Below are 25,346 nucleotides of genomic sequence, written 5' to 3'. Positions count from 1 at the left end.
TTTAGCTCCTGATTGCCCAGAATTGTATTTCCAGCCCGGGGAAGCTGCCGGCCACGTGGAAGGCAAAGCCACTGGCGTTGTCGAGCATTTGCCAGGCCTGGCTCTGGTCGTCCAGCCGGAAGTAGACAAAGCCGGCGTGGTACGGCAGCTGGCGCGGCGCCACCGGCAGGGCCGACAACGGAATACCCGGCAACTGCAGGCTGATGAGGTCGCGAATCTTCTCCACCGACGCCACTTTGCACTGCTGGGTGAACTGCTTGCGCAGGTCGTCCAGCGGCATGTCGGCCTTCACCGCCAGGATGAATTCGGCATCCTTGATGATCTGTCCATCCTGCACCGGTGCCACCGTCAGGCCGTACTGGCGCTGCTGCAGCGTGATCGACAGGGCTCTCGGTTCCAGCACGGTACTCAGGGCCTGACGCAGCACCTGCATCAGCGGGCTGAAGCAGGCTTCCGGCAGGTCGTGGTCATAGGGGGTGAATTCCTTGGGCAGCCGGCTTTCGTCGGTAAAGGTCACCAGCTCACCACACAGTTCCAGCAGGGCTTCGTACAGGCGCTCCGGATGCAGCTGGCGCAGCCGGGCCAGGTGCATGAACTTCGGGTGCGCCCGGTTCAGCATCTGCAGCAGCATGAAGTCAGACACATCCGCCACACCGCCCTGCCCCGGCGCGCCCACACGTTCGGCGATGTTGCGGGCCCGCTCCTGCATCAGGCCAGCCATCTCGCCGACGAACCGCTGCAAGCGCGGGGCTGAACGGACGCTGAGCATGGTGGGCAGGAAGTTGGGGTCCATCACCAGGCTGCCATCCGGGCGTTTTTCCAGAATCCGGCCGATGGCCACCGAAGCATAGGCACTGCGATCGTCCCGCTCCAGCATCAGGCGCGGCGCAACCCGGCCCACATCAATGCTGTGGGCGTCGCCATCAATGGAATGCAGATCCCGGATTTCCACGGTCTGGGCACGAAAACGCCCGGCCACCGGGGCATCCGGCCACTCCACTTCCGCCAGGGTGTCACTGCCCAGCGGCAGCGCCAGATACACCACCTGATTGGCCACCGACGCATCGGTGATTTCCAGGGGCTCCGGCATCACATCGTCCTGGGGCAGATTGAACCGGGTACCGTCCGGAAACAGTCCGGAAGCCCGCACCAGACCAACCCGGCCAAAGCTCAGGTACTCGGCGTTCAGCTCCAGATCACTGAAGCCATACAGGTAGTCCGAGACCGCCAGCGCCCGCTCGTTGATCTGGTGTTCCAGATATCGTTGCTGCTGCTGGAAGTGCTGGGGCTTGATAAACAGCCCATCACTCCAGACGACTCGATTGGTAGCTGCCATCAGGTATCTTCCGAACGTCTGAGTTGTACTTCCCGCTCACGCAGGTTGACCAGCAGGTGGTAGGTGTCGCCGATCGGATCCACCCGGATGACCTTTTTCCACTGGGACAGGTTCGGGTACGCATAGAAGGCGATAACGCCGATAAACCGGGTGTCCTTGCTGATCTCGAACGGCGCTACGTACTTGAACTGGCCCGGCACCAGGGTGTAGTCGCTGTGGTCCACGTAGTTGCGGCCCAGGGACTTTTCCAGGTCGTTCAACAGTTGATCAAAGTCGCCGGCCATCAGCAGGGAGCTGTCCCGCAGCTCGATGATCTGATAGGCAATCGGCGTGGGCGCCAGGGATTCGTTGGGGTTCACATCCGGCTCGGCCAGCATGGTCAGCGCCACTTTGCTAGGCAGCTCTTCCGGATAGCCCACGGGAATATCGGGGTCCCACAACACCTTGGCGGTTTTGGTCACCGCGTTGTACGGGGTGCTGCACCCCACCATCAGCATGACAATAGCCAGCAAGCTCCATTTGCAGTACTTCATGAAAGGCTCTCCCTCTGTAATTGGCGCAAGTGTTGGTCGTAGGCCTGGTCGAACACCTCCTGAAAGAGGCGTTCAAATCCCTGCTGACGACTGGATCTGAGTTCCTGGTAATAATGTTGGTACATGTTCCAGGCCCAACGGCCTTCGTCTTCGTTGTCTTGCAGGCCACGGCGGTAGCCGTGGAACCGGCGTAACAGGGCCTCCGGTGAGAAGGCATAAAGAATTGCTTCCAAAGCTTCCCGAATGGCTTCGCGAGTGGCCTGCTGGTGATGGTTCAAGCTCTCCAGGCTTTCCCGAACCGCAGCCGGGGCAGACAGGTGCACAGGGCTGCGCTCGGCGGCAAACAGGGTCTGCATGGTGCCGGTGTAGTCGTCACCCAAGCGCAACGGGTTGTCTTCAATCGGCTGCAGGCGGGTGCGCAGGGCACGGTGCCGTGAATCTTCACCCTGATGCAGGGCCAGCAGGCCTTCGACCGTGGCTTTCAGGGTCTGTCCGGCTTCCTCCAGGAACAGACGCATTTCATCGCTGTCGGCAAAATCGATGTCGGCTTCCATACCACGCATCAGGGGGGCACCGCTGATGTGTTGCCGGCTGGTGTCTTTGGCTTCCCGGCTGTGTTCCCTGAACTCTGACATTCCCTGTCGCTCCTGTGTGTCGTGCCCGTGCTTGCGGGCGTTACGGTTCATTGGCAGGCCCATGGCCACATCCCGGTTTTCCCGGTATTCATCGCTGACCTCGGCCGAGCGGGCAAACCAGGACTGGTCACTGGCCAACAGCTCGGCGGCTTCTTCCGCAGGCTGACGGGCCGTTTCCTGCCAGGGCGCCAGCGGGTCGTCGCTCATCGGTTCTCCCGCCGGAGTATGCAGTCCCTCGAGAGGCTCCCGGCCATCCGGCATCCTCTGTCCGATTTCTGCCCGCAACAGTGAATCTTCCTCCACATCCACCAGCTGCCGGTCCTGCCCGGAGCCTTCTTCCAGCTCTGAGCGGTCAACCGCATCACCGTTCAGCTCTGCCCGCATCCGGTAACGGCCGATGGTCAGGGTGTCACCATGATTCAGCCGCGCCCTGCGGCCCCGGCCCACAGGCTGGCTGCTGCTGTTGATGTAGGTGCGGCCACTGCGGTCAATCAGGCAGAAGCCACCATCCAGGAAGCGAACCTCGGCATGGCCGGCTACGGCACCGGTGCGATGGGGCGACAACCGCCATGTGTCGTTGGCCGCCGTGCCAATCGACCCGCCACCGGTTCCGAAACGGTGTTCAATGCTGGCACCACCGCCGGTTTCGGTCGGGTTGATGATCACCAGGGTTAATGCTGCTGTCCGGTTTGACACCTGTCTGGCTCCTTGCCTTATCGTCGTATCTGGATGCGCACCGCCGGGCGTTCACGGGCCCGGTCCGGTGTCACAAAGGAATTCCAGCCCAGGCGCACACCCTCACCCAGCTGCATGGGCCGGATATCCTTGGGCCGCATTTGCAGCTCCAGGTCGTAGGCCAGCTGCTCCCGGGTGGTGAATTCCACCAGCTTCACCAGGCGCTCATGGTCCCGGCCGTTGGGCAGGAAATCCGCAAAGCGCTGCCGGCTCAGGTTGCGCAGGCGCAGGATGAACTTGCCGCTACGGTCCCGGATGCTGGAGCCAACCAGGGTGTCCTGGCCCAGGCTGGCATTGGCCTGGCCCAACCGCGTTTGCTGGTCTTGCCCGATGGCCACCTTGCGCAACACCCACTGCTCGATGCTGACGTCCTCCAGGTCGAAACAGTGTGCGACAATGCCACTGACCACTTCCGGCGATCGGCTGCGGCCCGCCATCTGGCCGGCGTAGGCCAGCATCTTGGACCAGTTGACCGGTGTGGCTTCCCGCAAGCGGCTGTCACCCAGACCGACCAGGGAAAACACCAGCTCGGAAAACCCGTCGCTGGCTCCGGGCTGAAACCGCACGTAGTACCGGTACTTGCGCCAGGCCCGGTGGAACAGGGTGACCAACCGGTGGTTGAAAAAGTCCAGAAAGTGACGACGCACTCCCAGGTTCTGGCCTGCTTCCCAGGCCAGGTCCTCCAGGTAGTAGCCCGGCAACGGCGACTGGGAGCCGTGCAGGCCGAGAAAGCTCACTTCCATCTGGTAAGGCGCGTGCTCGTGTTCCGGCGACAGGGCCGAGACCACATCGCTACCCGGAAAGCCCAGACCGGCCGAGGCCGAAAACCGGATACGCTCCTGGCGAGGCTCGCCGCTGCCGGAGTTTTCCAGATCGTCGCCATGGTGCCGGTGAATCAGATCCACCAACTGGAAAAAACTGTAACGCCGCGCGTTGCCGAGGACAGGTTCCAGCCCGGCTACATCAGCGGCTGCTGACCTTGCTGTAACGTCCATGTGTACCGTTCCTGATTGTCTGTATTCACCACTTCCAGCTGGTGAAAGGCATTGATACTCGCGTAAAGCGCAAAAAACTGGCTCAGTACCGTTCCGAACAGGTACAGATCCCCTTCGCTGCCGAAATTCTGCTGATCCAGCTTCAGCACCGAGCGAATACCTCGCACCGGCAAGCCACGAACCATGCGGTCCACCGGCTGAGTGGTGATCTCACTGATGCCCGCCAACCGTTTCTGGGACACCCGCTCGGCCTGTCGGTCGACCAGCGCTCGAAAGTCGTATACCCGCAGCACGGTGCGCAGGGCATCCACATCCAGCATGGACAGGTAGTTCAGGGACAGATTGGAAATCAGCGTCCACAACAGGCTGCCGTCCAGCGTTGGCCGCAGCGTGGCCGTGGGCCGGGTAATGTTGCTGAACGAGGCAAACGCCGGGGTGGTCTCGGTGGCCATGCAGATCTCACCCACGGCCAGCTGCTGGGGCAGTTGCCGGTTGGTGCAGGTCAGCGTCAGCGACACCGCTTCCTGGCGGTTCATGCACTCGGACTCGTCGCCCCGGACAAACGAGATGTAGTGATCAAAGCCATCACCCCGAACACTCTCCCGGGTACGCACCCGGTAATACAGCGCGGTACGGCCACGGTCCCGCTCCACCTCGTGCTGGAAACTCTCGAACGCGGTGTACAACCGCGGTTCCCCCCGGCCGGAACGCCCCTCCAGCCAGCCTTCCACCTGTTCGATGCTGAACACTTCAAAATGCTCCGGGCAGCGGCTGGACGGGGAAATACGGTACTCGGTCTGCCGGCCGTTCAGATCCACCGGCTCCCCTTCGTGGCTGAACAGATTCACCGCCGGCGTGCAGTACAGCTGCAGGGAGTCCCGGGTAACCCGGGTATCCGGCGGCAGAATCCGGCTGAAATGAAAACGCAGACTGATCTCATCCGCCTGCACCGCCGGCAACCGGGACTTCAGCCCGCCGATATCCACAAACCGGAAGGCCTCGGGAAAGCTCAGATACTCCTGAATGATGCGGTACCCGGCATAGGCATTCTTCGGATACGGCAAAATCGCCTCGTCGGCGGCAAAACCCACCGGCTGCAACAGCGACGACGGCAGGTTGTATACATTGTCGCCCACCACCAGTTCCATGCGGGTGAGGTAGTGGTTCAGCCACAGGTACAGGGTTTCGGCGGTGTGGTTATCGCCGCCCAGATAGAACCGCAGGCTGTCCAGGCCCAGGGCATTCAACGGCTGGTCTGTGTGCAGTCCCAGGTCGACGGTGACCGAAGACACTTCCCGGGAATGCTCGGCGTGGGCATCGGCCACGCTGACCGGGAAGATATCGACCGCCCGGCAGGTACGGAACCGGCACTGGGTCTGGCGGCTGGCTTCGCCCAGGGGTCGGCTCTTGATTTCGGTATGGCGCTCAACGGTTTGCCGCTCGCTGATGGCGTGCAGTTGCGGGTCGAAACGCATGATGGTGCAGCTGGGTACTGGCCGCAGGTAGTTGGGCCAGAGCATGTTCAGCAGGGAATGGGTCAGCTCTGGAAACTCGTCCTCAACCTTTTCCCGCAATTTGCCGGTCAGGAAGGCAAAGCCTTCCAGCAGCCGTTCCACATCCGGGTCGGTGCTTTGTTCGGACAAAAAGCGGGTAAGCTGCGGATGTGCCTCGGCAAATTCCCTGCCTTGCAACCGCAGAAAGCTCAACTCATCCCTGTAGAACCTGTTCAACTTCATCTTTACTGAACCTTGTCTGCTCTTTGCCTAGCTCCGAGCCAGCGTGTGGGTAGGCCTTTCCAAAAGACGCTTCAAGCCCGTCCGTGGGGCGCTTGGGCTCCGCCATCCATGGCTCCGCACACTTTTGGAAAGGCCTACCCACACCCTGTCTCTCATCCCTGTATTCAAAGCCTTTACAGTCTTCACGGTCACCGGAACCACTTAAACCAGAGTTTGCCGGAGGGGGCGGTGATACTTTTCTGCCGGGAAAAAAGATGTCTGAGCGCAGCGAGTTGTTTTTTCCCAGAAGAAAAGTATCGCCGCCCCCTCCAGCCCCCCGGGCCCAGGCAACCAAACCTAAACCACCCGGTAATAACGCTTATCATCCAAAACCAGGTCAATGGTGGTCCGGTCGTCACTCCCGGCAACCTGCAGGTAAACCGTCACCTGAAACTTCAACTGCAGCGGGTCCGGGCCCGGCGGCAACGCCACCACATCCACCCGCTTGACCCGCGGCTCAAACTTCTCGATGCACTGACGAATCGCCCCGCGAATCTGGATACTCAAATCCTGAGTACCCAGGGTGGCATCGTTGAAATCCAGCAGGCCAAGGTCCGGTACGCTGGCGCTGTTGCCCGGATGGGCATTCAGCAGGCGTACCAGGTGGCGCTTGATGGATTCCACCACATGGGTCACTTCACCCATGCTCTGCCCCGCGGGGGCGGCGGCCTGTTCGAGCCGCTCAAACAGGCTGCCGGTATTGCGAACGCCGTCAGTGCCGGTGTCGCCGAACACGGATTAATCCTTGTCCAGGCGGCCAACCAGCGAGAGTTCGAAGTTGGCACCCATGTACTTGAAGTGCGGGCGCACGGCCAGGGAGACCTGGTACCAGCCCGGATCGCCTTCCACTTCCGACACTTCCACCTTGGCGGCACGCAACGGGCGACGGCTGCGAACTTCCGCCGGCGGGTTTTCCTGGTCGGCCACGTACTGGCGAATCCAGGTGTTCAGTTCCCGCTCCAGATCCTGGCGTTCTTTCCAGGAGCCGATCTGCTCGCGCTGCAGCACTTTGATGTAGTGGGCCAGGCGGTTCACGATCATCATGTACGGCAACTGGGTACCCAACTTGTAGTTGGTTTCGGCTTCTTTGCCTTCCTTGGTGTTCGGGAACTGCTTGGGCTTCTGCACCGAGTTGGCGGAGAAGAACGCGGCGTTGTCGCTGCCCTTGCGCATGGTCAGGGCGATGAAGCCTTCTTCCGCCAGTTCGTATTCCCGGCGGTCGGTGATCAGCACTTCGGTGGGAATCTTGGCTTCCAGCTGGCCGAAGGACTCAAAGGTGTGCACCGGCAGGTCTTCCACGGCACCGCCGCTCTGCGGGCCGATGATGTTCGGGCACCAGCGGTACTTGGCGAAGCTCTCGGTCAGGCGCGTGGCCAGCAGGTAGGCGGTGTTGCCCCACAGGTAGTGCTCGTGGTCGCCGGACACTTCTTCCTTGTAGTTGAAGCTGCGCACCGGGTTCTCGGTGGGATCGTAGGGTACCCGCAGCAGGAAGCGCGGTGCGGTCAGGCCCAGGTAACGGGCGTCTTCGGATTCCCGAAGGGAGCGCCACTTGGCGTATTTCGGGCCTTCGAATACGGCGCTCAGTTCCTTGATCGCCGGCAGTTCCTGATAGCTGTCGACACCAAAGAATGACGGTGCAACCGAGGACAGGAACGGCGCGTGGGACATGGCGCCTACAGAGGACACGTACTGCAGCAGCTTCATGTCTGGCGTTGAGGGACTGAAGGCGTAGTTGCCGACAATGGCACCCACCGGCTCACCACCGAACTGGCCGTATTCTGCGGCATAGATGTGCTTGTAGAAGCCGGTCTGGGTAACATCCGGTGCAAACTCGAAGTCTTCCAGCAACTCCTGCTTCGTGGCGTGCAGGATGTCGACTTTGATGTTCTCGCGGAATTCAGTGCGGTCGACCATCAGCTTCAGGCCGCGCCAGGACGATTCCAGTTCCTGCAGCTTGGGTGCGTGCAGGATTTCATCCATCTGGGCGCTGATCTTGCGGTCCAGCTCGACCACCATCTGGTCCACCAGGGCCTTATTGACCGGCTGGCCTTTTTCGTCGCTTTTCAGCAAGTTGGCGATAAACGTAGCTACCCCTTTACGGGCAACATCGTAACCTTCGTCGGCCGGCGCCATACGGCTATTGGCCATGACCTGGTCCAGCAAGGACCCTTCTGCTACGGATTCGGAGGCAGCAGATTGCTGCACAGCAGTATCAGACATACCACATCCCTTCAGTACGTGATTGATAATCGGTGTTGGTTACCGGATTCCGGTGGTGCGCTTACTCGCCGCCTTCGGTGGCCAGTTCGAGCTCGGCCAGCAGTTTTTCCCGGGCGCTGTCGTTGTCCAGCAGTTCCTGCAGCTTGGAACGGAACGAAGGCACGTTGCCCAGCGGGCCCTTGAGGGCAACCAGGGCTTCACGCAGCTCGATCAGTTTTTTCAGCTCGGGTACCTGGCGGGCAATGCTGTCCGGAGAAAAGTCGTCCAAACCCTGGAATTCCAGATTGACCGGCAGGTCATCGGCATTCTCTTCGAGCTTGTTGGAGACCGAGGTAGACAAGGTCAGACCCGCTTCCTTCATGACAGAACGGAAGTTGTTCTTGTCGACGGAAATGGCTTTGCGGTCTTCGATGGGGGTTTCTTCAGCATGGCCCTTGAAATCGCCAACCACAAACATCTTCAGCGGCAGCTCGGTTTCAGCCTGCTGGTCGCCGGTGGCGGGGACATACTTGATATTGATGCGCTCTTTCGGCGCGACGGAACCGTCTTTGGCAGACATGGCGTGCTCCCTGTGCAATTCATTTGCAGTGTTGTTCAGTCCTTGATGCCTGCCGTCCTGGCAGACAACGCGTCAAACTGTACACAGGTGACCTGGCATTCTCAAGCAAAAACTGGCCAGTAATGGCCCAAACTGTGCTGTCGGGCAAACTTTTGCCAGATAGCCCTGTTGCCGGACCGAATGCAGTTTCAGTCAATGACGGCACTGCCGGCCAAGGCTATACTCGCGATATCCTTCGAGGAGACAACCATTTACACCAAGGAGACACACCATGAGTGACCTGAAGGCGAAGTTTGATGAAGCGGTAAACTATATCCAGACCGCCGAGGGCGATTTCAAACCGTCCAACGAGCTGAAACTGGAGTTCTACGCCCTGTACAAACAGGCTACTGAAGGCGACGTGTCCGGCAAGCGCCCGGGCATGATGGATTTCGTGGGCCGCGCCAAATACGACGCCTGGGAGAAGCTGAAAGGCACCTCCAGCGATCAGGCCATGCAGCAGTACATCGATAAGCTCGACTCACTGAAGTAATACCCCTGGGCTGCGCCCGCCCCTTTGGCGCGTGCAGCCCTCAGCCGCAGGAAAATACCGCCTTCGGTTTTGCGCCGTTCAAACGTTTGTCATATGATGCGCGCAACATAACAACAACAAGCTTTCCGAAGAGTACACACCATGGATATTACCCAGGCGCTCGAGCAGTCACGGCCCGGTATGGTCGGAGATGTACAGGCCGCCATCCGCAAACGCCAGCTGAATCAGCGGGCCGAGCAAACCTACCTGCACTGGATCAGCCGTTTTGTGCTGTTTCACGATTTAAAAGACCCGGCTCATCTGGCGGCAGAAGATCAACTGCTGTTTCTGGATTATCTGAGCAACAAGATCCGCGTATCTCGGGCGAGGCTTAACCAGGCCACCCAGGCGCTGACCTTCTTTTACGAGGATGTACTTGGTAAGACGGCCACCCCGAATGCAGCAGTGGCCTGAACGGGCTCGAAGTGGCGCTGGGGGAATCAGCGCCCGGTCATATTGACGTTCAGAGTATCGTAGGTGCGATTCTCCGGTGGCCGGATCGAGTAGGTGTTGCTGTGGGTCTGGCCCGGAATGAGCTTGGGATTGCTGAACCGGATATCCACCGGAATTTCGGAGCGCCCGAGATCGGTGCGGCTGTCTCTGGGCTGCAACGCCAGAGGATCAAGATAGAAATCGTCGTCACTGGCGGTTTGCACGGGAACGCCTGCGGCCGGCGCTTCCAGCCCGCCCTCAATGACCGTATTGGCCAGGGTTTCCTCTTCGATGGAGCGGAACGGAATGGTATCAATGGTGGAGCGCTGCTCCAGTTCAAACGCCGGTGCCGTGTTGCTGGCGCTTTGCCCCTGAGCGCTGGCAGACATCAGCCCCAGCGATAGCACCACGGCAACCAAGCCTGCCCATTTTGAACCGGTGTGAGACTCTGACGAATTCATCGCATCAACCCTGATTGATCTTCCATTGCCCTTTCGGGTGACAATTTTTGATCAGTCTATCGCCATTGGTGACGCTTTGCTCAACCAAAAGACGATTCTGTGACGATTTTCACTTGCCAGTGTCTGGCGGCTGATACCGAATACCGGTGATGACCACCGTCTTCCAGCCCTCCGGCGTTTTCACGGAGACCTCATCGTCCAGATGCTTGCCGATCAATGCCCTGGCAAGCGGGGCATTGATACTGAGATAGCCCTTGGCCAGGTCAAATTCATCCGCACCCACCAACCTGTAGGTCTGTTCCTCACCGTCATCGTCCTCGATGGTGACCCAGGCCCCGAAAAATACCCGGCTTTGATCGGCCGGCAGCCGGTCGACCACGGTAAGTTCATCCAGGCGCTTGCTCAGGAACCTTACCCGCCGATCGATTTCCCGTAGCTGCTTTTTGCCATAGATGTATTCAGCGTTCTCAGAGCGATCCCCCAAGGCAGCAGCCTCGCGCACGGCCTGGGTGACTTCGGGGCGCTTCACTTTCCACAGGTACTGCAACTCCTCCCGTAACGCCTGCTCGCCGTCCGGTGTGATATAGCGCGGTCTTGGAGCCGTCGAACCTTCGGTCTTGCTCATCAGATCAGGGATTCCGGGTTAAACAGAAAATTCAGGGCAAAAAAAACCCCGTGGGTCACGGGGTATAAGGCTAGCGCTGTGCTGGAGGGAGAAGCAAGCAACTTTCTACCTGCTTCTGCATCTACAATATCCATTCTACAGAGCGGGCATTACCCGGCGGTGGCCACGGAATTACCTTTTCGCAAGGCTGAAACCTGGCAGATGGGCTGAAATTAGGTTGTACACTCTAGGCGCCGGAGATAGCGTGCGAGGTAATCAACACTGACTTTTCGTTTGGAGACAAATCCATGAACACCAAGAAACTGATGAACCTGGCTCTGGAAGGTGTCGATACCCTGGGCTTTCGCCTGGACAGTCTGGGCATCACCAGCAAACTGAATCGCCACAACATCGCGGCCTTTCTGATGGCTGAGCAGAAGCATCTGGAGGGGGAATGGGACAGCATTCAGGCCAAAGTGGACCGCCGCCGCTCCCAGTTCGAGCATATCAGCGGCCTGGTCGAAGCCCGCGCTGGTGCACTGATCAGTCCGGTGGTTAACCGTTTTCGCGCCAGTCAGTAAGACTCAGGCGCTACTGGTTTCGGTAGAGGACGACCTATCGTTCTGGGTTTCCTCTGCCTGCTCGTCCGGTGCTGCCTTGATCCGCTTGCGGATCCCGGTATAGGCGGGCATCCACACGGTGACCGTCAAGCCAGGCGGCTCCTCTCTCTCATGGGTATCACTGAGCAAAATCTGGCCCTGGTGGATTTCCGCCACCGCACTGACCAGGCTCAATCCCAGGCCGTTGCCCGGCAGTGACCGACTCTTGCCCACCCGATAGAAGCGCTGGAACACCTGGCCTTTTTCGTCGTCCGGTATACCGATACCGGAATCCTGCACCTCAAAAACCGCGCCCGCGCCATCGCGGCGAACCACAACCTGGATGGAACCGTGCTCCGGTGTGTATTTGATCGCATTGTCGATCAGGTTACTGATCATCTGGAACAGCAGGTCCCGATCTCCCTCGATCATCACGCCCTGCTCCAGCGACTGGGCGAAGGATTGCTCCTTGTCTTCCGCCAGGGCTTCGTACAATTCACAGGCATCACTGACCAGCTCGTCCAGGGACACCACTTTCATGTCCGCCGAATTCCCCCGGGTTTCCAGCCGGGCAATGCGTAACAGAGCGTTGAACGTTGCCAGCAGCTGGTCCGCCTCGGCCACTGCCCTGCCAACCTGGTCCCGTGCTTCGTCGTTATCCACGGCAATCAGGGTGTTCTCAAGCTGGTTGCGCAGGCGGGTCAGCGGGGTGCGAAGGTCGTGGGCAATGCTGTCTGACACATGGCGAATACCTTCCATCAGGTAAACAATGCGGTCGAGCATCTGGTTCAGGTTTTCGGCGAGCTGATCAAAGTCGTCTTCGGTACCCCGGGTGGGTATGCGCAATGACAGATGGCCATTCATGATTCGCCGGGAAGTGTTATTGATGACTTCGATTCGGCGCGTGGTGCCACGGCTCATCAAAAAGCCACCCAGTAACGCCAATGCCAGGGTGATGCCCATACCCCAGTTGATGGCGGTTTCGATCACCCGCTTGAGGTTAGTGAGTTCCTCAACATCCCGCCCCACCAGTAATTTCAACCCGCCCTGGACCTCAAAAATCCGGGCACGGGCAAGCCGCTCCGGCCCCTGCCAGCCCACGGAGGAATCCAGGGTAAAGTTGATCCAGCCGGTGTCAGACGAGCGACTGCCCCCTGGCCAGGTTTCAATGTTACCGGCCAGTTTGAGGAAGTCGTCTGTGGTGAGCAGGTAGATGGATTTGGCGTTGGGGTCGCGGGCGACGCGCTCACGGATGATGGTGATCAGTCCGTTCACGCCACGCCCACGGTACTGCTCCGCCAGACCGGCGATTTCCGCTTCGATGGTTTCATCGGTCTGGGCGGTCATGAAGCCGGCCGTGCGCCAGTAGATGAATGCCAACAACAGGAATACCGATGTGGCAAACACCACCATATACAGCAGGGCCAGCTGAAAAGAGGATGTCCTGAGCTGACTAAGCAGTTTCACGCAGCATGTATCCCGCACCCCGAACCGTCTGCAGCAGGGGCGTGTCGAATTCCTTATCGATCTTGGCCCGCAGGCGGCTGATGTGCACGTCAATCACGTTGGTCTGGGGGTCAAAGTGATAGTCCCAGACTTTTTCCAGCAGCATGGTCCGGGTGACCACCTGGCCGGCGTTACGCATGAGATATTCCAGCAGACGGAATTCCCGCGGCTGAACATCAATGTTCTGACCAGCACGCTTGACGGTCCTGGCCAGCAGGTCCATCTCCAGATCGGCAACCTTCAGCACGGTTTCCGTTTCCGCCGCCTGGCGATTGCGTCGAATCAGAGATTCGATACGGGCCAGCAGTTCGGTAAACGAAAAGGGTTTGGTGAGGTAGTCGTCACCGCCGCCACGCAGCCCTTCTACCCGGTCATCCACATCGCCCAAGGCGCTGAGGATAAGTACCGGAGTCTGATTTCCCGTTGCCCGCACCGTCTTGATGATGGACAGGCCATCCATGCCAGGCAGCATGCGGTCCACAATCATGATGTCGTACTCTTCACTGGCCGCCATCATCATGCCTTCCTTGCCGTCGGCCGCATGATCCACCACGAAGTCGGATTCTCTCAGTCCCTTCAGCAGATAATTTGCTACATCCCGATCGTCTTCGATTACCAGCGCTTTCACCGGTGCTCCTCCTGATAGCGGATTACATTAACTCTTAGGGTACGAAGAACTCCGGAAACCAGCCAGTTACCATCTTGTAAGAGGGTGTCGCCTATGACGACGGTCAATTTGCCGACCGGAACCAGCTCAGAGTGTCCTCCGTTACCGACGATGGCCGGTATTCCGCACTCACCCAGCCCTGATAGCCCATTCGATCCAGCGCTGCGAAAACATTCGAAAAGTTAATCTCGCCGCTACCGGGCTCATGCCGGCCCGGATTATCGGCAAACTGGATGTGGCCAATCCACGGTAGCAGACACTCCATGGAACGAATCACATCGCCTTCCATAATCTGCATATGATAGACGTCATACTGCAACCGCACATTGTCGGCATCGAGTTCTTCAAGCAATGCCATCACCTTGCCCGTGGTGTCCAGCATGAACCCCGGCATATCCACCCGGCTGTTAATCGCCTCAAGGCACAGGGTCAGACCCGCGTCGGCAAAGCGATCAGCGGCATACTGCACGTTCGCCACCAGCGTCTCCCAGGCGATCTGCTCATCCAGATCTGCCGGCTTCAACCCTGCCAGGCAGTTCAGCTGCCGGTTGCCCAGCACCCGCGCATAGGTAATACCCTGATCCACCCCGGCACGAAACTCCTCAACCCGGTCCGGCAAACAGGCAATGCCCCGCTCCCCGGCCTGCCAGTCTCCCGGCGGCAGGTTGAACAACACCTGGGTCAGGCCCTGCTCCCGTAGCTGCTCCGCCAGCTGCTCTGCCGGCCAGTCATAGGGAAACAGGTACTCCACCGCGGTGAACCCTGCGGCCCGCGCCCGGGCAAAGCGCTCCAGAAACGGAACCTCGGTAAACAACATCGACAGATTGGCAACAAACCGTGGCATTGTCCGCTCCTTAGTTCTTTGAGTTTGAAGTGTCTTCCTTCGGGCCACGGCCCATCGACCCCAACAGAGTGCCGTTCAGGTGCTCCAGCTCCAGTAACAGACCACTGTGGTCCACATCACTGTGGCCATTGGCCACCAGTGACAAATACTCGTTATGGGTCTGCTGCGCCAACGGCAATGTCAGCCCCTCGGCCCGGGCCTCGTCCAGAATCATCCGCATATCCTTCAACTGAATCCGCGCCGGCGCACCGGGTGCAAAATCCCGGTCAATCATCCGCTGCCCGTGCAGCTCCAGAATCCGACTACCGGCAAACCCACCCATCAGCGCCTCCCGCACCGCCGCCGGGTCTGCGCCACCCTTGGCCGCCAGCAACAACGCCTCAGAAACCGCACCAATGGTAATCCCAACAATCGCCTGATTCGCCAACTTCGCCAACTGCCCGGCCCCCGCCGGACCGATGCGGGTGCACTTACCCAACACCTCAAACACCGGCCGGGCCCGCGCCACATCCGCCTCAGACCCACCGGCCATAATACTCAACCGGGCCTCAGCCGCACCCAGAGTACCGCCCGACACCGGCGCATCCACAAACCCGGCACCCCGCTCCGCCGACAATCCAGCCAACCGCCGCGCCAGCGACGGCTGCACCGAACTCATATCAATCACCAGCGCCCCGGAATTCAACGCCGACAGAGCGCCCTGAGCCACCAGCACGTCCTCAACCACCGCGCCATTCTCCAGCATGGTGATCACAATATCGGCACCGGCGACCGCCTCAGCCGGGCTCCCGGCAATCGTTGCCTCGCCGACAAAAGGCTCGCACTTGCTCGCAGTGCGGTTCCACAGGGTCATGGGGTAACCGGCCGTTAGCAGGTTACGGGTCATCGGTGCGCCCATCAGGCCGATGCCGAGGAAGGCGATGTGAGGAAGTCTGCTCGTCATTTTTCTGGTCCCGCTCCAAAAGTAGGAGAAGCGGCTGGGTGGGTCTTTCCAAAACTGTGCGGAGCCATGGATGGCGGAGCCCAAGCGTCACATGGATGTGCCGAAGGAGCGTGTTTTGGAAAGACCCACCCAGCCGCTTCTGCCCGGATGTCTGGATTCTATAAGGTATACAAACAAAAACGCCACCAACCGCGAACGGTGGTGGCGTTTCAAGCCAAGCCGGGTGGCGCCAATCAAGCCGCTTCGATCATCTGCGCCTTGATCTTCTTCATGGCATTCTTCTCCAACTGCCGAATGCGCTCCGCCGACACACCATACTTGTCAGCCAACTCATGCAGCGTCGACTTGCCATCCGTCAACCAACGCTCACGCAGAATATCCTGGCTGCGCTCATCCAGGGCCGACAACGCCTGCATCAACCGACCATTGGAATCTTCAGACCAATCAGCGTTTTCCAGCTGCACCGCAGGATCACTGCGACGATCTTCCAGGTAGTAAGCAGGCGCCTGGTAGCTGCTGTCATCGTCGTCATCCATCGGCCCTTCGAACGAAGTGTCGTGGGACGCCAGCCGGCCTTCCATCTCGCGCACCACCCGAGGCTCTACCCCCAGATCCTTCGCGACCGCATTCAACTCATCGTGGTTCAGCCAAGCCAGCTTCTTCTTCTGACTGCGAAGGTTGAAGAACAGCTTACGCTGAGCCTTGGTAGTAGCGACCTTCACAATACGCCAGTTGCGCAGAATGAACTCATGGATCTCGGCCTTTATCCAGTGCACCGCAAACGACACCAGACGCACGCCATACTCAGGATTGAAGCGCTTGACGGCCTTCATCAGGCCCACGTTACCTTCCTGGATCAAATCCGCCTGAGCCAGGCCGTAGCCGGAATAGCTCCGGGCAATATGAATCACAAATCGCAGGTGCGACAGCACCAGCTGGCGGGCGGCTTCCACATCGCCATCATAGTGCAGGCGCTCAGCAAGCTCCCGCTCCTCATCCACGGAAAGCACCGGAATGCGACTTGCCGCCTGAATGTAAGACTCAAGATTGGCACCCGGAACCAGTCTGTCAGCCAGCTGTAAACTCGTACCCATGTATTAACCTCCGAACCTGACAGCCATTAAATATAACAACTAAAACTTAGACCGCCAAGAACTTGATTAGTTCCCAAACTTTCCAGTAAAACGTTACAAAACAACAACCTGAAAAGTCCACCGTGGCTTTTCTGACCCTTAAGCTACGCCAGAACAAACTCTCTCCTCAATACGGTTTTCCCGATACCGGGATCACCCGCCGGCAATATCACCCGGCTCAATGTCATCCAGATGACGCTTCACCGCAAGCCAGGCGCCCAGCCAGCCTAGCAGCATTGCGATGATAATCAATGCCAATGCACCGTCAAAGCCCGGCCCCTCAAGCGAGAATTCACTGCGGTAAAGGCCTGCCAGCCGTTCAATAGGGCCGTTCAGCCACCACAAAGAGAGCTGTATCAACAACCAGGCAACGACCCCACCCCCGAGGCCAAACCAGGCCCCGGTGTACAGAAACGGCCGGCGGACAAAGGCATCGGTACCGCCCACCAGCTTGGCCACCAGGATTTCATCCCGCCGGTTTTCAATCGCCAGGCGCACGGTATTGCCAATCACCAGAATGACCGCCGAGCCAAGCAACAGCGCCAGGGCCCATACCGCCCGGGCCAGAATGTCGGTCATGGCATTGAGCCGCTGCAACCAGCCAAGATCCACCTGCACCTGCTCAATGCCATCCATTCCATCAACAAACCGCACCAGGGCCTGCACGCCATCAGCGGAGCGGGCGCTGTCCTGGGGGGTGATCAACAAGGTATGGGGCAGCGGATTGTCATCCAGGAAATCCAGGGCATCGTCCAGGCCGGACGATGCGCGAAACTCCTCCAGGGCCTGATCCCGATCCACCAGCTGAACCGACAGGACCCGGCCATCGCCCCGGACCTCCTCCGCCAGTTCCCCGGCTTGCTCCAAAGAGACATCCATGGCCAGGTAGGCAGTAATCCTGGCACTGCTCTCCCAGCCGGCACTCACGCCCTGCAAACTGCCCAACAGCAGCAACAGTGCGACGGGCAAGGCGAGCGCCACGCCCATCACGGTCCAGGTCATCATACTGGCCACCGGTGTTTGCCAAAGACGCCGGGCGGAATCCCGGGCCACCTTCCGGTGATGCTCCAGATAGCTACGGGCCTGGGCGTTCACCGGAGACTTCCCCCGATTGGCAGCCCCGCGCCGGTTATCCTGCTTGTGCCGGGGTTCAGTAGCCACTGGCACCTCCCGCTGCCGGGGCATGCCCACCGGCGATCAGCTGGCCATGATCCAGGGTCAGCTTTCGCCGTCCCATCTCATTGATCAGGGCAATGTCGTGGGTGGCAATCAGGACGGTCACGCCCACCTGGCTGAACTCGGTAAACAGATGCATGATATCTGCAGACAGCTCCGGGTCCAGGTTCCCGGTCGGCTCATCCGCCAGCAACACGGGCGGTTTGTTCACCACAGCCCTGGCAATGCCGACCCGCTGTTGCTCACCGCCGGATAACTGCAGCGGATTCATCTTCTCCTTGTTCAGCAGGCCCACCTTGTCCAACGCCGCCCGCACCCGACGGCCGATGTCATTGGGCGAGGCGCCCATCACCTCCAGTGGCATCGCCACGTTATCGAACACAGTGCGATCAAACAGCAACTGGTGGTTCTGGAACACCACGCCGATATGCCGGCGGATGTAGGGGATCTGGCGCCGCGGCAAACTGTTCAGGCGCTGTCCACCAACGATCAGCTCACCGGCCGTGGGGCGCTCCATGACCATGATCAGCTTTAGCAGGGTACTTTTGCCCGCGCCGGAGTGCCCGGTCAGAAACGCCAGCTCCCCCCGGTCCAGGTGAAAATTCACCTGGCGCAAAGCGGTGTGATCGCTGTCATAGCGTTTGGTAACCTGGCGAAACTCGATCATTTCGGGCGCGGACTCCGTAGCCGGTGCTTCAGTCGTCGAACAGGGCGTCGACAAAGGTTTCCGCATCAAAACTGCGCAGGTCTTCGGCCTGCTCGCCCACACCGATAAAGCGGATAGGCAGCTGCAGCTGGCGGGCAATGGCAAATACAATACCGCCTTTTGCGGTGCCGTCCAGTTTCGTCAAGGTAATACCGCTGACGCCCACCGCCTGCTGGAAGACCTGGGCCTGGCTCAAGGCATTCTGGCCGGTACCGGCGTCCAGCACCAGCATCACTTCGTGGGGCGCCGATTCATCCAGCTTTTTCATGACCCTGACAACCTTGGTCAATTCGTTCATCAGGTTGTCTTTGTTCTGCAGGCGGCCTGCGGTGTCTGCTATCACCACATCGGTACCCCGGGCCTGAGCGGACTGGATAGCGTCAAAAATCACCGAAGCACTGTCGGCGCCGGTATGCTGGGCCACCACCGGCACGTTATTGCGCTCTCCCCACACCTGCAACTGCTCCACCGCCGCCGCACGGAAGGTATCACCGGCCGCAAGCATGACGGATTTGCCCTCCGCCTGGAACTTCCGGGTGAGCTTGCCAATGGTGGTGGTCTTGCCGACGCCGTTCACGCCCACCATCAGGATGACGTAAGGCTTGTTGTCGGTGTGGATATCCAGCGGCTTGGTGACGTCCCTCAGCAGGCCATGCAGCTCGTCACGCAAGGCCTTACGCAGGGCCGCACCGTCCTTGAGTTGGTTGCGCTCAAGTTTGTCGGTGAGCGACTCAATGATCTCGGAAGTGGCGGTAACGCCCACATCGGCCATCAACAGGGTGGTTTCGATTTCTTCCAGCAAGTCCTCGTCGATCTTCTTGCCCACCGAGAACAGGTCCGCCAGGCCGCCGGTCAGGCTGGCGCGGGTTTTACCCAGACCCTTCCTGATCCGCTCGAAAACACTGACCTGGGCTTCCGGCTCTGGAGCCGGTTCTGGCTCCTGGGCTAACTCGGCCGCCGGCACTTCCTTGACGGACTCTGCCTCCGCAGAAGGTGCCTCGGGCTGTGCTTCGGCGACCGGCTCTGCTGGAGCGGTTTCCGGCGTTTCCCGGGCTGGCTCTGGTTCCGCTGGAGCGGGACCCCGAGCGACCTCAGGCTTGCGCTGGACCACCGCTTTCGGCCGGGGGACACGCTTACGGTTACCGGCGATATCCAGCACAAAGAACAGAACTAGAAGGGCCAACAGGCCGATTGAAATCCACTCTGCCGTCATAGTCTTACCATCTGTCTGAAAGGGGCGGGCGAAAATAAAGCGCACATTCTAGCAGACCTGCAGGCCTAAGTGAGGGGCTGGCCCATTATCCCCTGCCGACTGCTTTCCGGTAACATAATCACCCACAATTCAACCTGTTCAGAACTCCGGAGCACAACCATGGCCAGACGCAAACCGGCAAACCGCAAGACCGGCCCGACGCCTGCGGCGCGCGCGCTCTCCAGCGGTACCGGGGAGCTGCGTATTATCGGCGGTGACTGGCGCAGCCGAAAGCTGAGATTTCCGGATGCCGGCGGTGTTCGCCCCAGCCCTGCACGTACCCGCGAAACCCTGTTTAACTGGCTCAACTTCCAGATTGCCGGCAGCGATTGTCTGGACCTGTTTGCCGGCTCCGGAGCCCTGGGCCTGGAGGCGCTTTCCCGCGGTGCTGCCAGCACCACGCTGGTCGACCATACCCCGGCACTGGCCAGCGCCCTGCGAGACAATCTCCGGTTATTGAAATCTGACAAGGGAGTGGTGGTGTGCCAGGACGCAGAAACTTTTCTGGCCAATCGGCAGCGCCCACCCTTCGACATCGTGTTCATGGACCCACCGTTCCGACAGGACTGGCTGGAACGATTATTTCCGCTTCTGGAATCCGGCCAATGGATCAAACCGGGTGGCTGGGTGTACGTGGAACATGAGAGCGAACGGGCAACACCCCCGGTGCCTGCGGGCTGGATGCTGCACAGGCAGAAGACCGCGGGCCAGGTAACCTACAGCCTGTACCGGGTTAACCCGGAAACGGGTTAGTGCTGTCGCGATAAAACAAAAAAGCCAGATGAGCGAACCCATCTGGCTTTCTTGTACCTCATCGGCGGGGCGCGTCAGGCAACCGGGCGCAGGGAGTAGGCCCGCAGGTGCGCCGCGAACTCTTCCAGATAGCGAATGCCGCTGGCTTCCGCCTCTTTGCACCACTCCATCAGCGCCTGCAGTTTTTCCTGGGGTTTCAGCCCGCGCTGACGCCACAGCCGTTGCAGTTCGTGACTCTTCTCGTATATCTGCCGCAGGATCTCGTGGCGCTCCAATACTGTTTCCAGCTGTTCTTTGTCTCTGGGCTTGATCAACGTGGCTTCCCGGGATAACAGCTGCTTCAGCTTTCGGTAGCGGGGACGAATTTCGTCGTCCATCAATGAACGCTGCTGACGCAAAACCGGCTCCATCACCCGCTTACGGTACTGACGCATGATGTCGAACCGGCTATTGGTAATGGCCTGCACGGTTTCCACATCCACCTCCTGCTTGCCCGGAACGTAATGGGCAATCGGCCGGTAGCCCTTGGGCTTGGCAAGACCAAACAACTGGAACAGGCGGATGTAGCCCCAACCAATGTCCACTTCGTACCAGCGACGGGACAGCTTGGCAGAATTCGGATAGGTATGATGGTTGTTGTGCAGTTCCTCGCCGCCGATCAGGATGCCCCAGGGCGAAATATTGCGGGCATTATCCGCACATTCGAAATTGCGGTAACCCAGATAGTGGCCAATGCCATTGACCACGCCCGCAGCCCATACTGGAATCCACATCATCTGTACGGCCCAGATCCAGATACCGTGGACCCCGAACAGTGCCAGGTTTAGCACCGCCATAAGCACAATACCCAGCATTTTGTAACGGCTATACACGTTGCGCTCAATCCAGTCTTCCGGAGTGCGCTGCCCATAGCGTTCGAGGGTTTCCGGGGTGGCCGCCTCGGCATATAGCTCTGCGCCCTCCAGCAGGACCTTGCGGATACCCAGGACCACTGGGCTGTGGGGGTCTTCCTCGGTTTCACACTTGGCGTGGTGTTTGCGGTGGATAGCCGTCCACTCTTTGGTGTTCTGTGCAGTGGTCATCCACAGCCAGAAGCGGAAAAAGTGCTTGAGCACCGGATGCAGATCCAGGGCGTTATGGGCCGAGTGGCGATGCAGATAGAGCGTGACACTGACAATGGTGATATGGGTAAGCACCAGGGTGACCGCTATCAACTGCCATACCGAGAGGTCAAGGAGACCGTTAAACCACATAAATTATCCTCAAGAATTCATCAACTTCGAAAGGCGATACTGCGGAGGGAGATTCGCAAACACTCGAAGGGAACATGCTTTACCAACTTTAGCGTACAGCTGTACGCGTCAACAACACCGTTTGGTGGCTTTTTTGTTACTATTTACACTTATGGCCCCAGAATACGTTTACCAGCGGAGGCTTCGTGCCTGAATTACCCGAAGTAGAAACCACTCGTCAGGGCATTGCGCCCCACTGTGAAGGTCAGGCCATAACCGGGGTCGTGATTCGTAATGCCCGACTGCGCTGGCCGGTTCCCGAGGATCTACCGGAGCGCCTGCAGGGCCAGGTTATCCGGTCCGTAGACCGCCGGGCGAAATATTTGTTCCTGCATCTGGATGGCGGCACTGTTATTGTGCACCTGGGCATGTCCGGCAGCCTGCGGGTGATCACCGACGGCAGCCCGGCCGCCAGCCACGACCACATAGATGTCTGTCTTGCCAATGGCCGCACCCTGCGCTTCAACGACCCCCGTCGCTTTGGCTGCTGGCTGTGGGCCGACGACTGCTCCCTACACCCGTTAATCCGGGATCTGGGCCCGGAACCGCTGTCACCGGACTTTGACGGTGCCTGGCTGTTCCGGCTGTCCCGGGGCAAACAGAGCCCGGTCAAATCCTTCATCATGGACAACCACGTGGTGGTCGGTGTTGGCAACATCTACGCCAACGAAGCACTGTTCAAGGCCGGTATACACCCGAAACGAAAAGCGGGGCGAATCAGCCTGGACCGCTATCACCGGCTGACTGAAGCCATAAAGGAAACCCTGAGCGCTGCCATCCTGATGGGCGGCACCACCTTGCGGGATTTCGTTAACAGCGACGGCAAGCCGGGTTATTTTGCCCAGTCATTGCTGGTCTATGGGCATGGTGGCGCCCCCTGCCCGGAATGTAACACCGTACTGAAGGAAATCCGGATGAACAATCGCTCAACCGTGTACTGCCCTCGTTGCCAACGCTGAAACTGCAAACCAACATCACACAACTCACACAATACGAACAAAAACCGTTTGAAATTCAGGCAATATGATTCATAGTTAACAAAGAATTAACAGGAGAGAATCGTCATGACCCGCAAGATTTCCCGCACTCTGGTTGCAACAGTGGCAGCCTGCCTGCTGGCTTTTTCATCCTTGGGCCACGCCAGAGCGGTCGATGAGAGCCCGTCAGCGCTGGCCATGACGGCCGATGCGGTTCTGCTGCGTCCGGCCCTGCTGGCCACCACCATTGTCGGCAGTGCCGTCTACCTGGTATCCCTGCCGTTCTCTGCGCTCGGCGGAAACGCCGGTGAAGCCGGCGAAGTGCTGGTTGTGGGTCCTGCCAAGGCGACCTTCGTTCGCTGTCTGGGCTGCTCGCGTACCGGCCGCAAGTCCGAAACCGTTGAGCAAGCTGCCGACTGAGCCTACCCCGGCGATCCGTAGAATCCCGGCTTGCCAGCCGCCGGAATCTGAGGCAGCCTGAAAGAAATCTTTCAGGCTGTTTTTGTTTATGGTGGTGGACTGGTCAACCCTTGATACGGTGTTCCTTGATATGGATGGAACACTGCTGGATCTTCACTTTGACTCGCACTTCTGGCTTGAGCACCTGCCCAGACGTTACGCCGAGCAGTACAACCTGCATCCCCAACAGGCGAAAGATACCCTGCTGGCCATGATCATGGCGGAACGGGGCTCCCTGAACTGGTACTGCACCGACTACTGGAGCGAACGGCTGTCGGTGAATATCAACCAGCTGAAGGCGGAAGTCAGTGACCGCATCGGCTACCGCCCCCACGCGTCCGATTTTCTAGCCTCATTGCGCCGGGCCGGACTGCGCTCGGTCATTGTGACCAACTGCCACCCGGACCCCCTGGCGCTGAAACTGGAGCGCACCGGCCTGGACCAACATGTGGATGCCATCGTTTCCAGCCATGAATTCGGCAAACCCAAGGAAGATCGGGATTTCTGGCGAGACCTCGGCAGAAAAGTCCCGTACCGGCAAGACAAAACCCTGATGGTGGACGACAGTTTTCCCGTGCTGGAGAGTGCCCGCCAGGCAGGCATCGGCCAATGCCTGGCCATTCTTGAGCCCGACAGCACCCAGGCACCCAATGCACAGCACCCTGAGATCCCCGGCATTCGCCATTTTGATGAAGTGCTGCCATCACTGCGTTCGCAACAGCCCCTGCCATCCCGATGACGGGCCGGTTATAATCCGGTTAATACATAGGCACGATGGCAGGTGCCAACCCGGTGAGGAGATATGACGGCAACCAGCGCTGACGAACAAAAGGTACGGCTCGACAAGTGGCTCTGGGCCGCCCGCTTCTACAAAACCCGCTCCCTGGCAAAAGAAGCCATCGAAGGCGGCAAGGTGCACTACAATAGCCAGCGCACAAAGCCCGGCAAGATTGTCGAAGCCGGCGCCAAAGTAACCCTGCGCCTGGGCTGGCAGGAAAAAATCGTGATCGTGGATGAGATCAGCGACCGGCGCCGGGGTGCTCCGGAGGCCCAGAAGCTTTACCACGAAACCAATGACAGCGTAAAAAAACGCGAAGAACTGGCCTGGCAGCGCAAGACCATGCAGGCAGCCCAACTGCCACCCGCCCGCCGGCCGAGCAAGAAAGACCGCCGGGATATTCAGCGGTTCCGGGACCAGAACGGCCTGTAAAACCGGATCACACCAAAGCTCGTAAACAGTACGCCCGCCTCACATTACCCTTCCGCGCGGGCAGTACCATCAACCCCACAGACAGCGTCAGGAGACACCATGGCATCCCGAGATCAATTCCAACGTTTCATTTTCGAACACAGCCAGGTTCGGGGTGCCTGGGTTCAACTGGGCAACAGTTTCAGTGACATCAGCACCCAGGCCCCTTACCCCGAATCTGTTCGCCGGTTACTGGGCGAATCGCTGGTGGCCAGTGTGTTGATGAGCAGCAGCCTGAAGTTCAAGGGTACCCTGTCCTTGCAGGCGGCCGGCGAAGGCTCGTTGCGCACACTGATGGCCGAATGCAGCCACGACCGCCATATCCGGGGCCTTGCCCGCCATGACGATCAGGCCGTTACCGGCGATACCCTGAACGAACTTCTGGGCACCGGCCGCATGGCCATAACCATCACCCCGGACCAGGGCCAACGCTATCAGGGCGTGGTGCCCAGAGAAGCCAATACGTTGGCCGGCTGCCTGGAGGAGTATTTCGAGCGCTCCGAGCAGATTGCCACCAGCCTGTTCCTGTTCGCCAACGAAGATACCGCCGCCGGCCTGATGCTGCAGCGGTTGCCGGGCCATACCGAAGAAGACGATGATTTGTGGAACCGGGTCAATCACCTGGCGCGCACTGTCGAGGCCGAAGAGTTGCTGACGCTCGACAGCGAAACCCTTCTGCACCGGCTGTTCCACGAGGAAACCGTGCGGCTGTTCGATCCCGAACCGGTGGCCTTTCGCTGCAGCTGCTCCAGGGAGCGCACCCTCGCCGCCCTCGAGGCCATCGGCAAAGACGAGTGTTACAGCATCCTCGACGAGCAGGGCAGCATCAACATGGACTGCCAGTTCTGTCACGCAAACTATCGCTTCAATAGAAATGACATTGATCACCTTTTCACCGGTCATACGTTACACTAAGCAGTCACTCAACTTGCCC

Annotated in this window: 28 protein-coding genes; 9 read left to right on the top strand and 19 right to left on the bottom strand. The window is 59.4% G+C overall.

Features of this window, described 5'->3' with window-relative positions; translation table 11 throughout:
- Window position 1: 1 nt before the first annotated feature.
- The 8 genes from tssK to tssB all read right to left on the bottom strand — a co-directional run bounded on the left by tssK (window position 2) and on the right by tssB (window position 8,788).
- A complete protein-coding gene (gene tssK, locus ACZ5Q2_RS05470) occupies window positions 2-1,336 on the bottom strand; it encodes a type VI secretion system baseplate subunit TssK (protein ID WP_432210381.1) in 1,335 nt (444 codons plus the stop codon).
- Entirely contained in the window at window positions 1,336-1,869 is a 534-nt protein-coding gene (tssJ, locus tag ACZ5Q2_RS05465; protein ID WP_072676015.1) for a type VI secretion system lipoprotein TssJ, read from the bottom strand. Before tssJ ends, tssK begins: the two co-directional genes overlap by 1 nt.
- On the bottom strand, window positions 1,866-3,200 hold the full coding sequence (tagH, locus tag ACZ5Q2_RS05460) for a type VI secretion system-associated FHA domain protein TagH (protein WP_432210382.1): 1,335 nt from the start codon (window positions 3,198-3,200) through the stop codon (window positions 1,866-1,868). The genes tssJ and tagH overlap by 4 nt, the downstream gene beginning before the upstream one ends.
- Before the next feature lie 17 nt (window positions 3,201-3,217).
- The gene (tssG, locus tag ACZ5Q2_RS05455; RefSeq protein WP_432210383.1) at window positions 3,218-4,234 is read right to left on the bottom strand and encodes a type VI secretion system baseplate subunit TssG; all 1,017 of its coding nucleotides are present in this window, start codon (window positions 4,232-4,234) and stop codon (window positions 3,218-3,220) included.
- The gene (gene tssF / locus ACZ5Q2_RS05450; RefSeq protein ID WP_432210384.1) at window positions 4,198-5,970 is read right to left on the bottom strand and encodes a type VI secretion system baseplate subunit TssF; all 1,773 of its coding nucleotides are present in this window, start codon (window positions 5,968-5,970) and stop codon (window positions 4,198-4,200) included. The genes tssG and tssF overlap by 37 nt, the downstream gene beginning before the upstream one ends.
- Window positions 5,971-6,306: 336 nt before the next feature.
- The gene (tssE, locus tag ACZ5Q2_RS05445; protein ID WP_152439379.1) at window positions 6,307-6,744 is read right to left on the bottom strand and encodes a type VI secretion system baseplate subunit TssE; all 438 of its coding nucleotides are present in this window, start codon (window positions 6,742-6,744) and stop codon (window positions 6,307-6,309) included.
- A gap of 3 nt (window positions 6,745-6,747) precedes the next feature.
- Entirely contained in the window at window positions 6,748-8,229 is a 1,482-nt protein-coding gene (gene tssC, locus ACZ5Q2_RS05440; RefSeq protein WP_058090747.1) for a type VI secretion system contractile sheath large subunit, read from the bottom strand.
- A gap of 61 nt (window positions 8,230-8,290) precedes the next feature.
- Window positions 8,291-8,788 carry a type VI secretion system contractile sheath small subunit gene (gene tssB / locus ACZ5Q2_RS05435; RefSeq protein ID WP_058090748.1) on the bottom strand — a complete coding sequence of 166 codons (498 nt, stop codon included), beginning with the start codon at window positions 8,786-8,788 and terminating at the stop codon, window positions 8,291-8,293.
- 271 nt (window positions 8,789-9,059) lie between these two features.
- Between tssB and ACZ5Q2_RS05430 the strand changes: the two genes are divergently transcribed.
- Together ACZ5Q2_RS05430 and ACZ5Q2_RS05425 are read left to right on the top strand one after the other, a co-directional pair.
- Window positions 9,060-9,320: an acyl-CoA-binding protein gene (locus ACZ5Q2_RS05430; RefSeq protein ID WP_061331939.1), complete on the top strand. Its 261-nt coding sequence runs from the start codon at window positions 9,060-9,062 to the stop codon at window positions 9,318-9,320.
- A gap of 141 nt (window positions 9,321-9,461) precedes the next feature.
- A complete protein-coding gene (locus ACZ5Q2_RS05425) occupies window positions 9,462-9,773 on the top strand; it encodes a site-specific integrase (RefSeq protein WP_061331940.1) in 312 nt (103 codons plus the stop codon).
- A 26-nt stretch (window positions 9,774-9,799) separates the two neighbouring features.
- On the opposite strand, the gene ACZ5Q2_RS05420 is transcribed toward ACZ5Q2_RS05425, so the two are convergent.
- Window positions 9,800-10,180, bottom strand: coding sequence for a hypothetical protein (locus tag ACZ5Q2_RS05420; protein WP_138436131.1), 381 nt, complete (start codon window positions 10,178-10,180; stop codon window positions 9,800-9,802).
- A gap of 181 nt (window positions 10,181-10,361) precedes the next feature.
- Entirely contained in the window at window positions 10,362-10,877 is a 516-nt protein-coding gene (gene greB, locus ACZ5Q2_RS05415) for a transcription elongation factor GreB (protein WP_061331942.1), read from the bottom strand.
- A 287-nt stretch (window positions 10,878-11,164) separates the two neighbouring features.
- Here greB and ACZ5Q2_RS05410 point away from each other — a divergent pair, with 287 nt between their 5' ends.
- On the top strand, window positions 11,165-11,437 hold the full coding sequence (locus ACZ5Q2_RS05410; RefSeq protein WP_061331943.1) for a hypothetical protein: 273 nt from the start codon (window positions 11,165-11,167) through the stop codon (window positions 11,435-11,437).
- Between the two features lie 3 nt (window positions 11,438-11,440).
- Here the strand turns inward: ACZ5Q2_RS05410 and ACZ5Q2_RS05405 are convergent, their stop codons facing one another.
- From ACZ5Q2_RS05405 to ftsY, 8 genes are all read right to left on the bottom strand, one after another.
- Window positions 11,441-12,922 carry a HAMP domain-containing sensor histidine kinase gene (locus tag ACZ5Q2_RS05405; protein ID WP_061331944.1) on the bottom strand — a complete coding sequence of 494 codons (1,482 nt, stop codon included), beginning with the start codon at window positions 12,920-12,922 and terminating at the stop codon, window positions 11,441-11,443.
- A complete protein-coding gene (locus ACZ5Q2_RS05400; RefSeq protein WP_011787144.1) occupies window positions 12,909-13,589 on the bottom strand; it encodes a winged helix-turn-helix domain-containing protein in 681 nt (226 codons plus the stop codon). Before ACZ5Q2_RS05400 ends, ACZ5Q2_RS05405 begins: the two co-directional genes overlap by 14 nt.
- A gap of 103 nt (window positions 13,590-13,692) precedes the next feature.
- Window positions 13,693-14,472 (bottom strand): hydroxypyruvate isomerase, encoded by a 780-nt coding sequence (hyi, locus tag ACZ5Q2_RS05395; RefSeq protein WP_061331945.1) that lies wholly within the window; start codon window positions 14,470-14,472, stop codon window positions 13,693-13,695.
- Between the two features lie 10 nt (window positions 14,473-14,482).
- The gene (locus tag ACZ5Q2_RS05390; RefSeq protein WP_432210385.1) at window positions 14,483-15,415 is read right to left on the bottom strand and encodes an NAD(P)-dependent oxidoreductase; all 933 of its coding nucleotides are present in this window, start codon (window positions 15,413-15,415) and stop codon (window positions 14,483-14,485) included.
- A gap of 233 nt (window positions 15,416-15,648) precedes the next feature.
- Window positions 15,649-16,509 (bottom strand): RNA polymerase sigma factor RpoH, encoded by an 861-nt coding sequence (gene rpoH / locus ACZ5Q2_RS05385; protein ID WP_058090758.1) that lies wholly within the window; start codon window positions 16,507-16,509, stop codon window positions 15,649-15,651.
- A 192-nt stretch (window positions 16,510-16,701) separates the two neighbouring features.
- Complete coding sequence (ftsX, locus tag ACZ5Q2_RS05380; protein ID WP_432210386.1) at window positions 16,702-17,709, bottom strand: permease-like cell division protein FtsX; 1,008 nt, start codon at window positions 17,707-17,709, stop codon at window positions 16,702-16,704.
- Window positions 17,699-18,391: a cell division ATP-binding protein FtsE gene (gene ftsE, locus ACZ5Q2_RS05375; protein ID WP_058090759.1), complete on the bottom strand. Its 693-nt coding sequence runs from the start codon at window positions 18,389-18,391 to the stop codon at window positions 17,699-17,701. Before ftsE ends, ftsX begins: the two co-directional genes overlap by 11 nt.
- Window positions 18,392-18,419: 28 nt before the next feature.
- Window positions 18,420-19,643, bottom strand: a complete 1,224-nt coding sequence (gene ftsY / locus ACZ5Q2_RS05370; RefSeq protein WP_230715113.1) for a signal recognition particle-docking protein FtsY — start codon at window positions 19,641-19,643, stop codon at window positions 18,420-18,422.
- A 159-nt stretch (window positions 19,644-19,802) separates the two neighbouring features.
- Between ftsY and rsmD the strand changes: the two genes are divergently transcribed.
- Window positions 19,803-20,435 (top strand): 16S rRNA (guanine(966)-N(2))-methyltransferase RsmD, encoded by a 633-nt coding sequence (rsmD, locus tag ACZ5Q2_RS05365; RefSeq protein ID WP_230715105.1) that lies wholly within the window; start codon window positions 19,803-19,805, stop codon window positions 20,433-20,435.
- A gap of 74 nt (window positions 20,436-20,509) precedes the next feature.
- Here the strand turns inward: rsmD and ACZ5Q2_RS05360 are convergent, their stop codons facing one another.
- On the bottom strand, window positions 20,510-21,688 hold the full coding sequence (locus tag ACZ5Q2_RS05360) for a DesA family fatty acid desaturase (protein ID WP_230715104.1): 1,179 nt from the start codon (window positions 21,686-21,688) through the stop codon (window positions 20,510-20,512).
- 185 nt (window positions 21,689-21,873) lie between these two features.
- Between ACZ5Q2_RS05360 and mutM the strand changes: the two genes are divergently transcribed.
- From mutM to hslO, 5 genes are all read left to right on the top strand, one after another.
- Window positions 21,874-22,686, top strand: a complete 813-nt coding sequence (mutM, locus tag ACZ5Q2_RS05355) for a bifunctional DNA-formamidopyrimidine glycosylase/DNA-(apurinic or apyrimidinic site) lyase (RefSeq protein WP_230715103.1) — start codon at window positions 21,874-21,876, stop codon at window positions 22,684-22,686.
- A 105-nt stretch (window positions 22,687-22,791) separates the two neighbouring features.
- Entirely contained in the window at window positions 22,792-23,124 is a 333-nt protein-coding gene (locus ACZ5Q2_RS05350; protein WP_061331952.1) for a hypothetical protein, read from the top strand.
- Window positions 23,125-23,215: 91 nt separating this feature from the next.
- On the top strand, window positions 23,216-23,902 hold the full coding sequence (yrfG, locus tag ACZ5Q2_RS05345; RefSeq protein WP_230715161.1) for a GMP/IMP nucleotidase: 687 nt from the start codon (window positions 23,216-23,218) through the stop codon (window positions 23,900-23,902).
- A gap of 63 nt (window positions 23,903-23,965) precedes the next feature.
- Window positions 23,966-24,373 carry a ribosome-associated heat shock protein Hsp15 gene (gene hslR, locus ACZ5Q2_RS05340; RefSeq protein WP_061331953.1) on the top strand — a complete coding sequence of 136 codons (408 nt, stop codon included), beginning with the start codon at window positions 23,966-23,968 and terminating at the stop codon, window positions 24,371-24,373.
- 99 nt (window positions 24,374-24,472) lie between these two features.
- Window positions 24,473-25,327, top strand: a complete 855-nt coding sequence (hslO, locus tag ACZ5Q2_RS05335) for an Hsp33 family molecular chaperone HslO (RefSeq protein WP_061331954.1) — start codon at window positions 24,473-24,475, stop codon at window positions 25,325-25,327.
- Window positions 25,328-25,346: the final 19 nt, after the last annotated feature.

It is taken from the genome of Marinobacter alkaliphilus, assembly GCF_055394375.1.
This window is presented reverse-complemented; position numbering and strand designations above follow the sequence as displayed.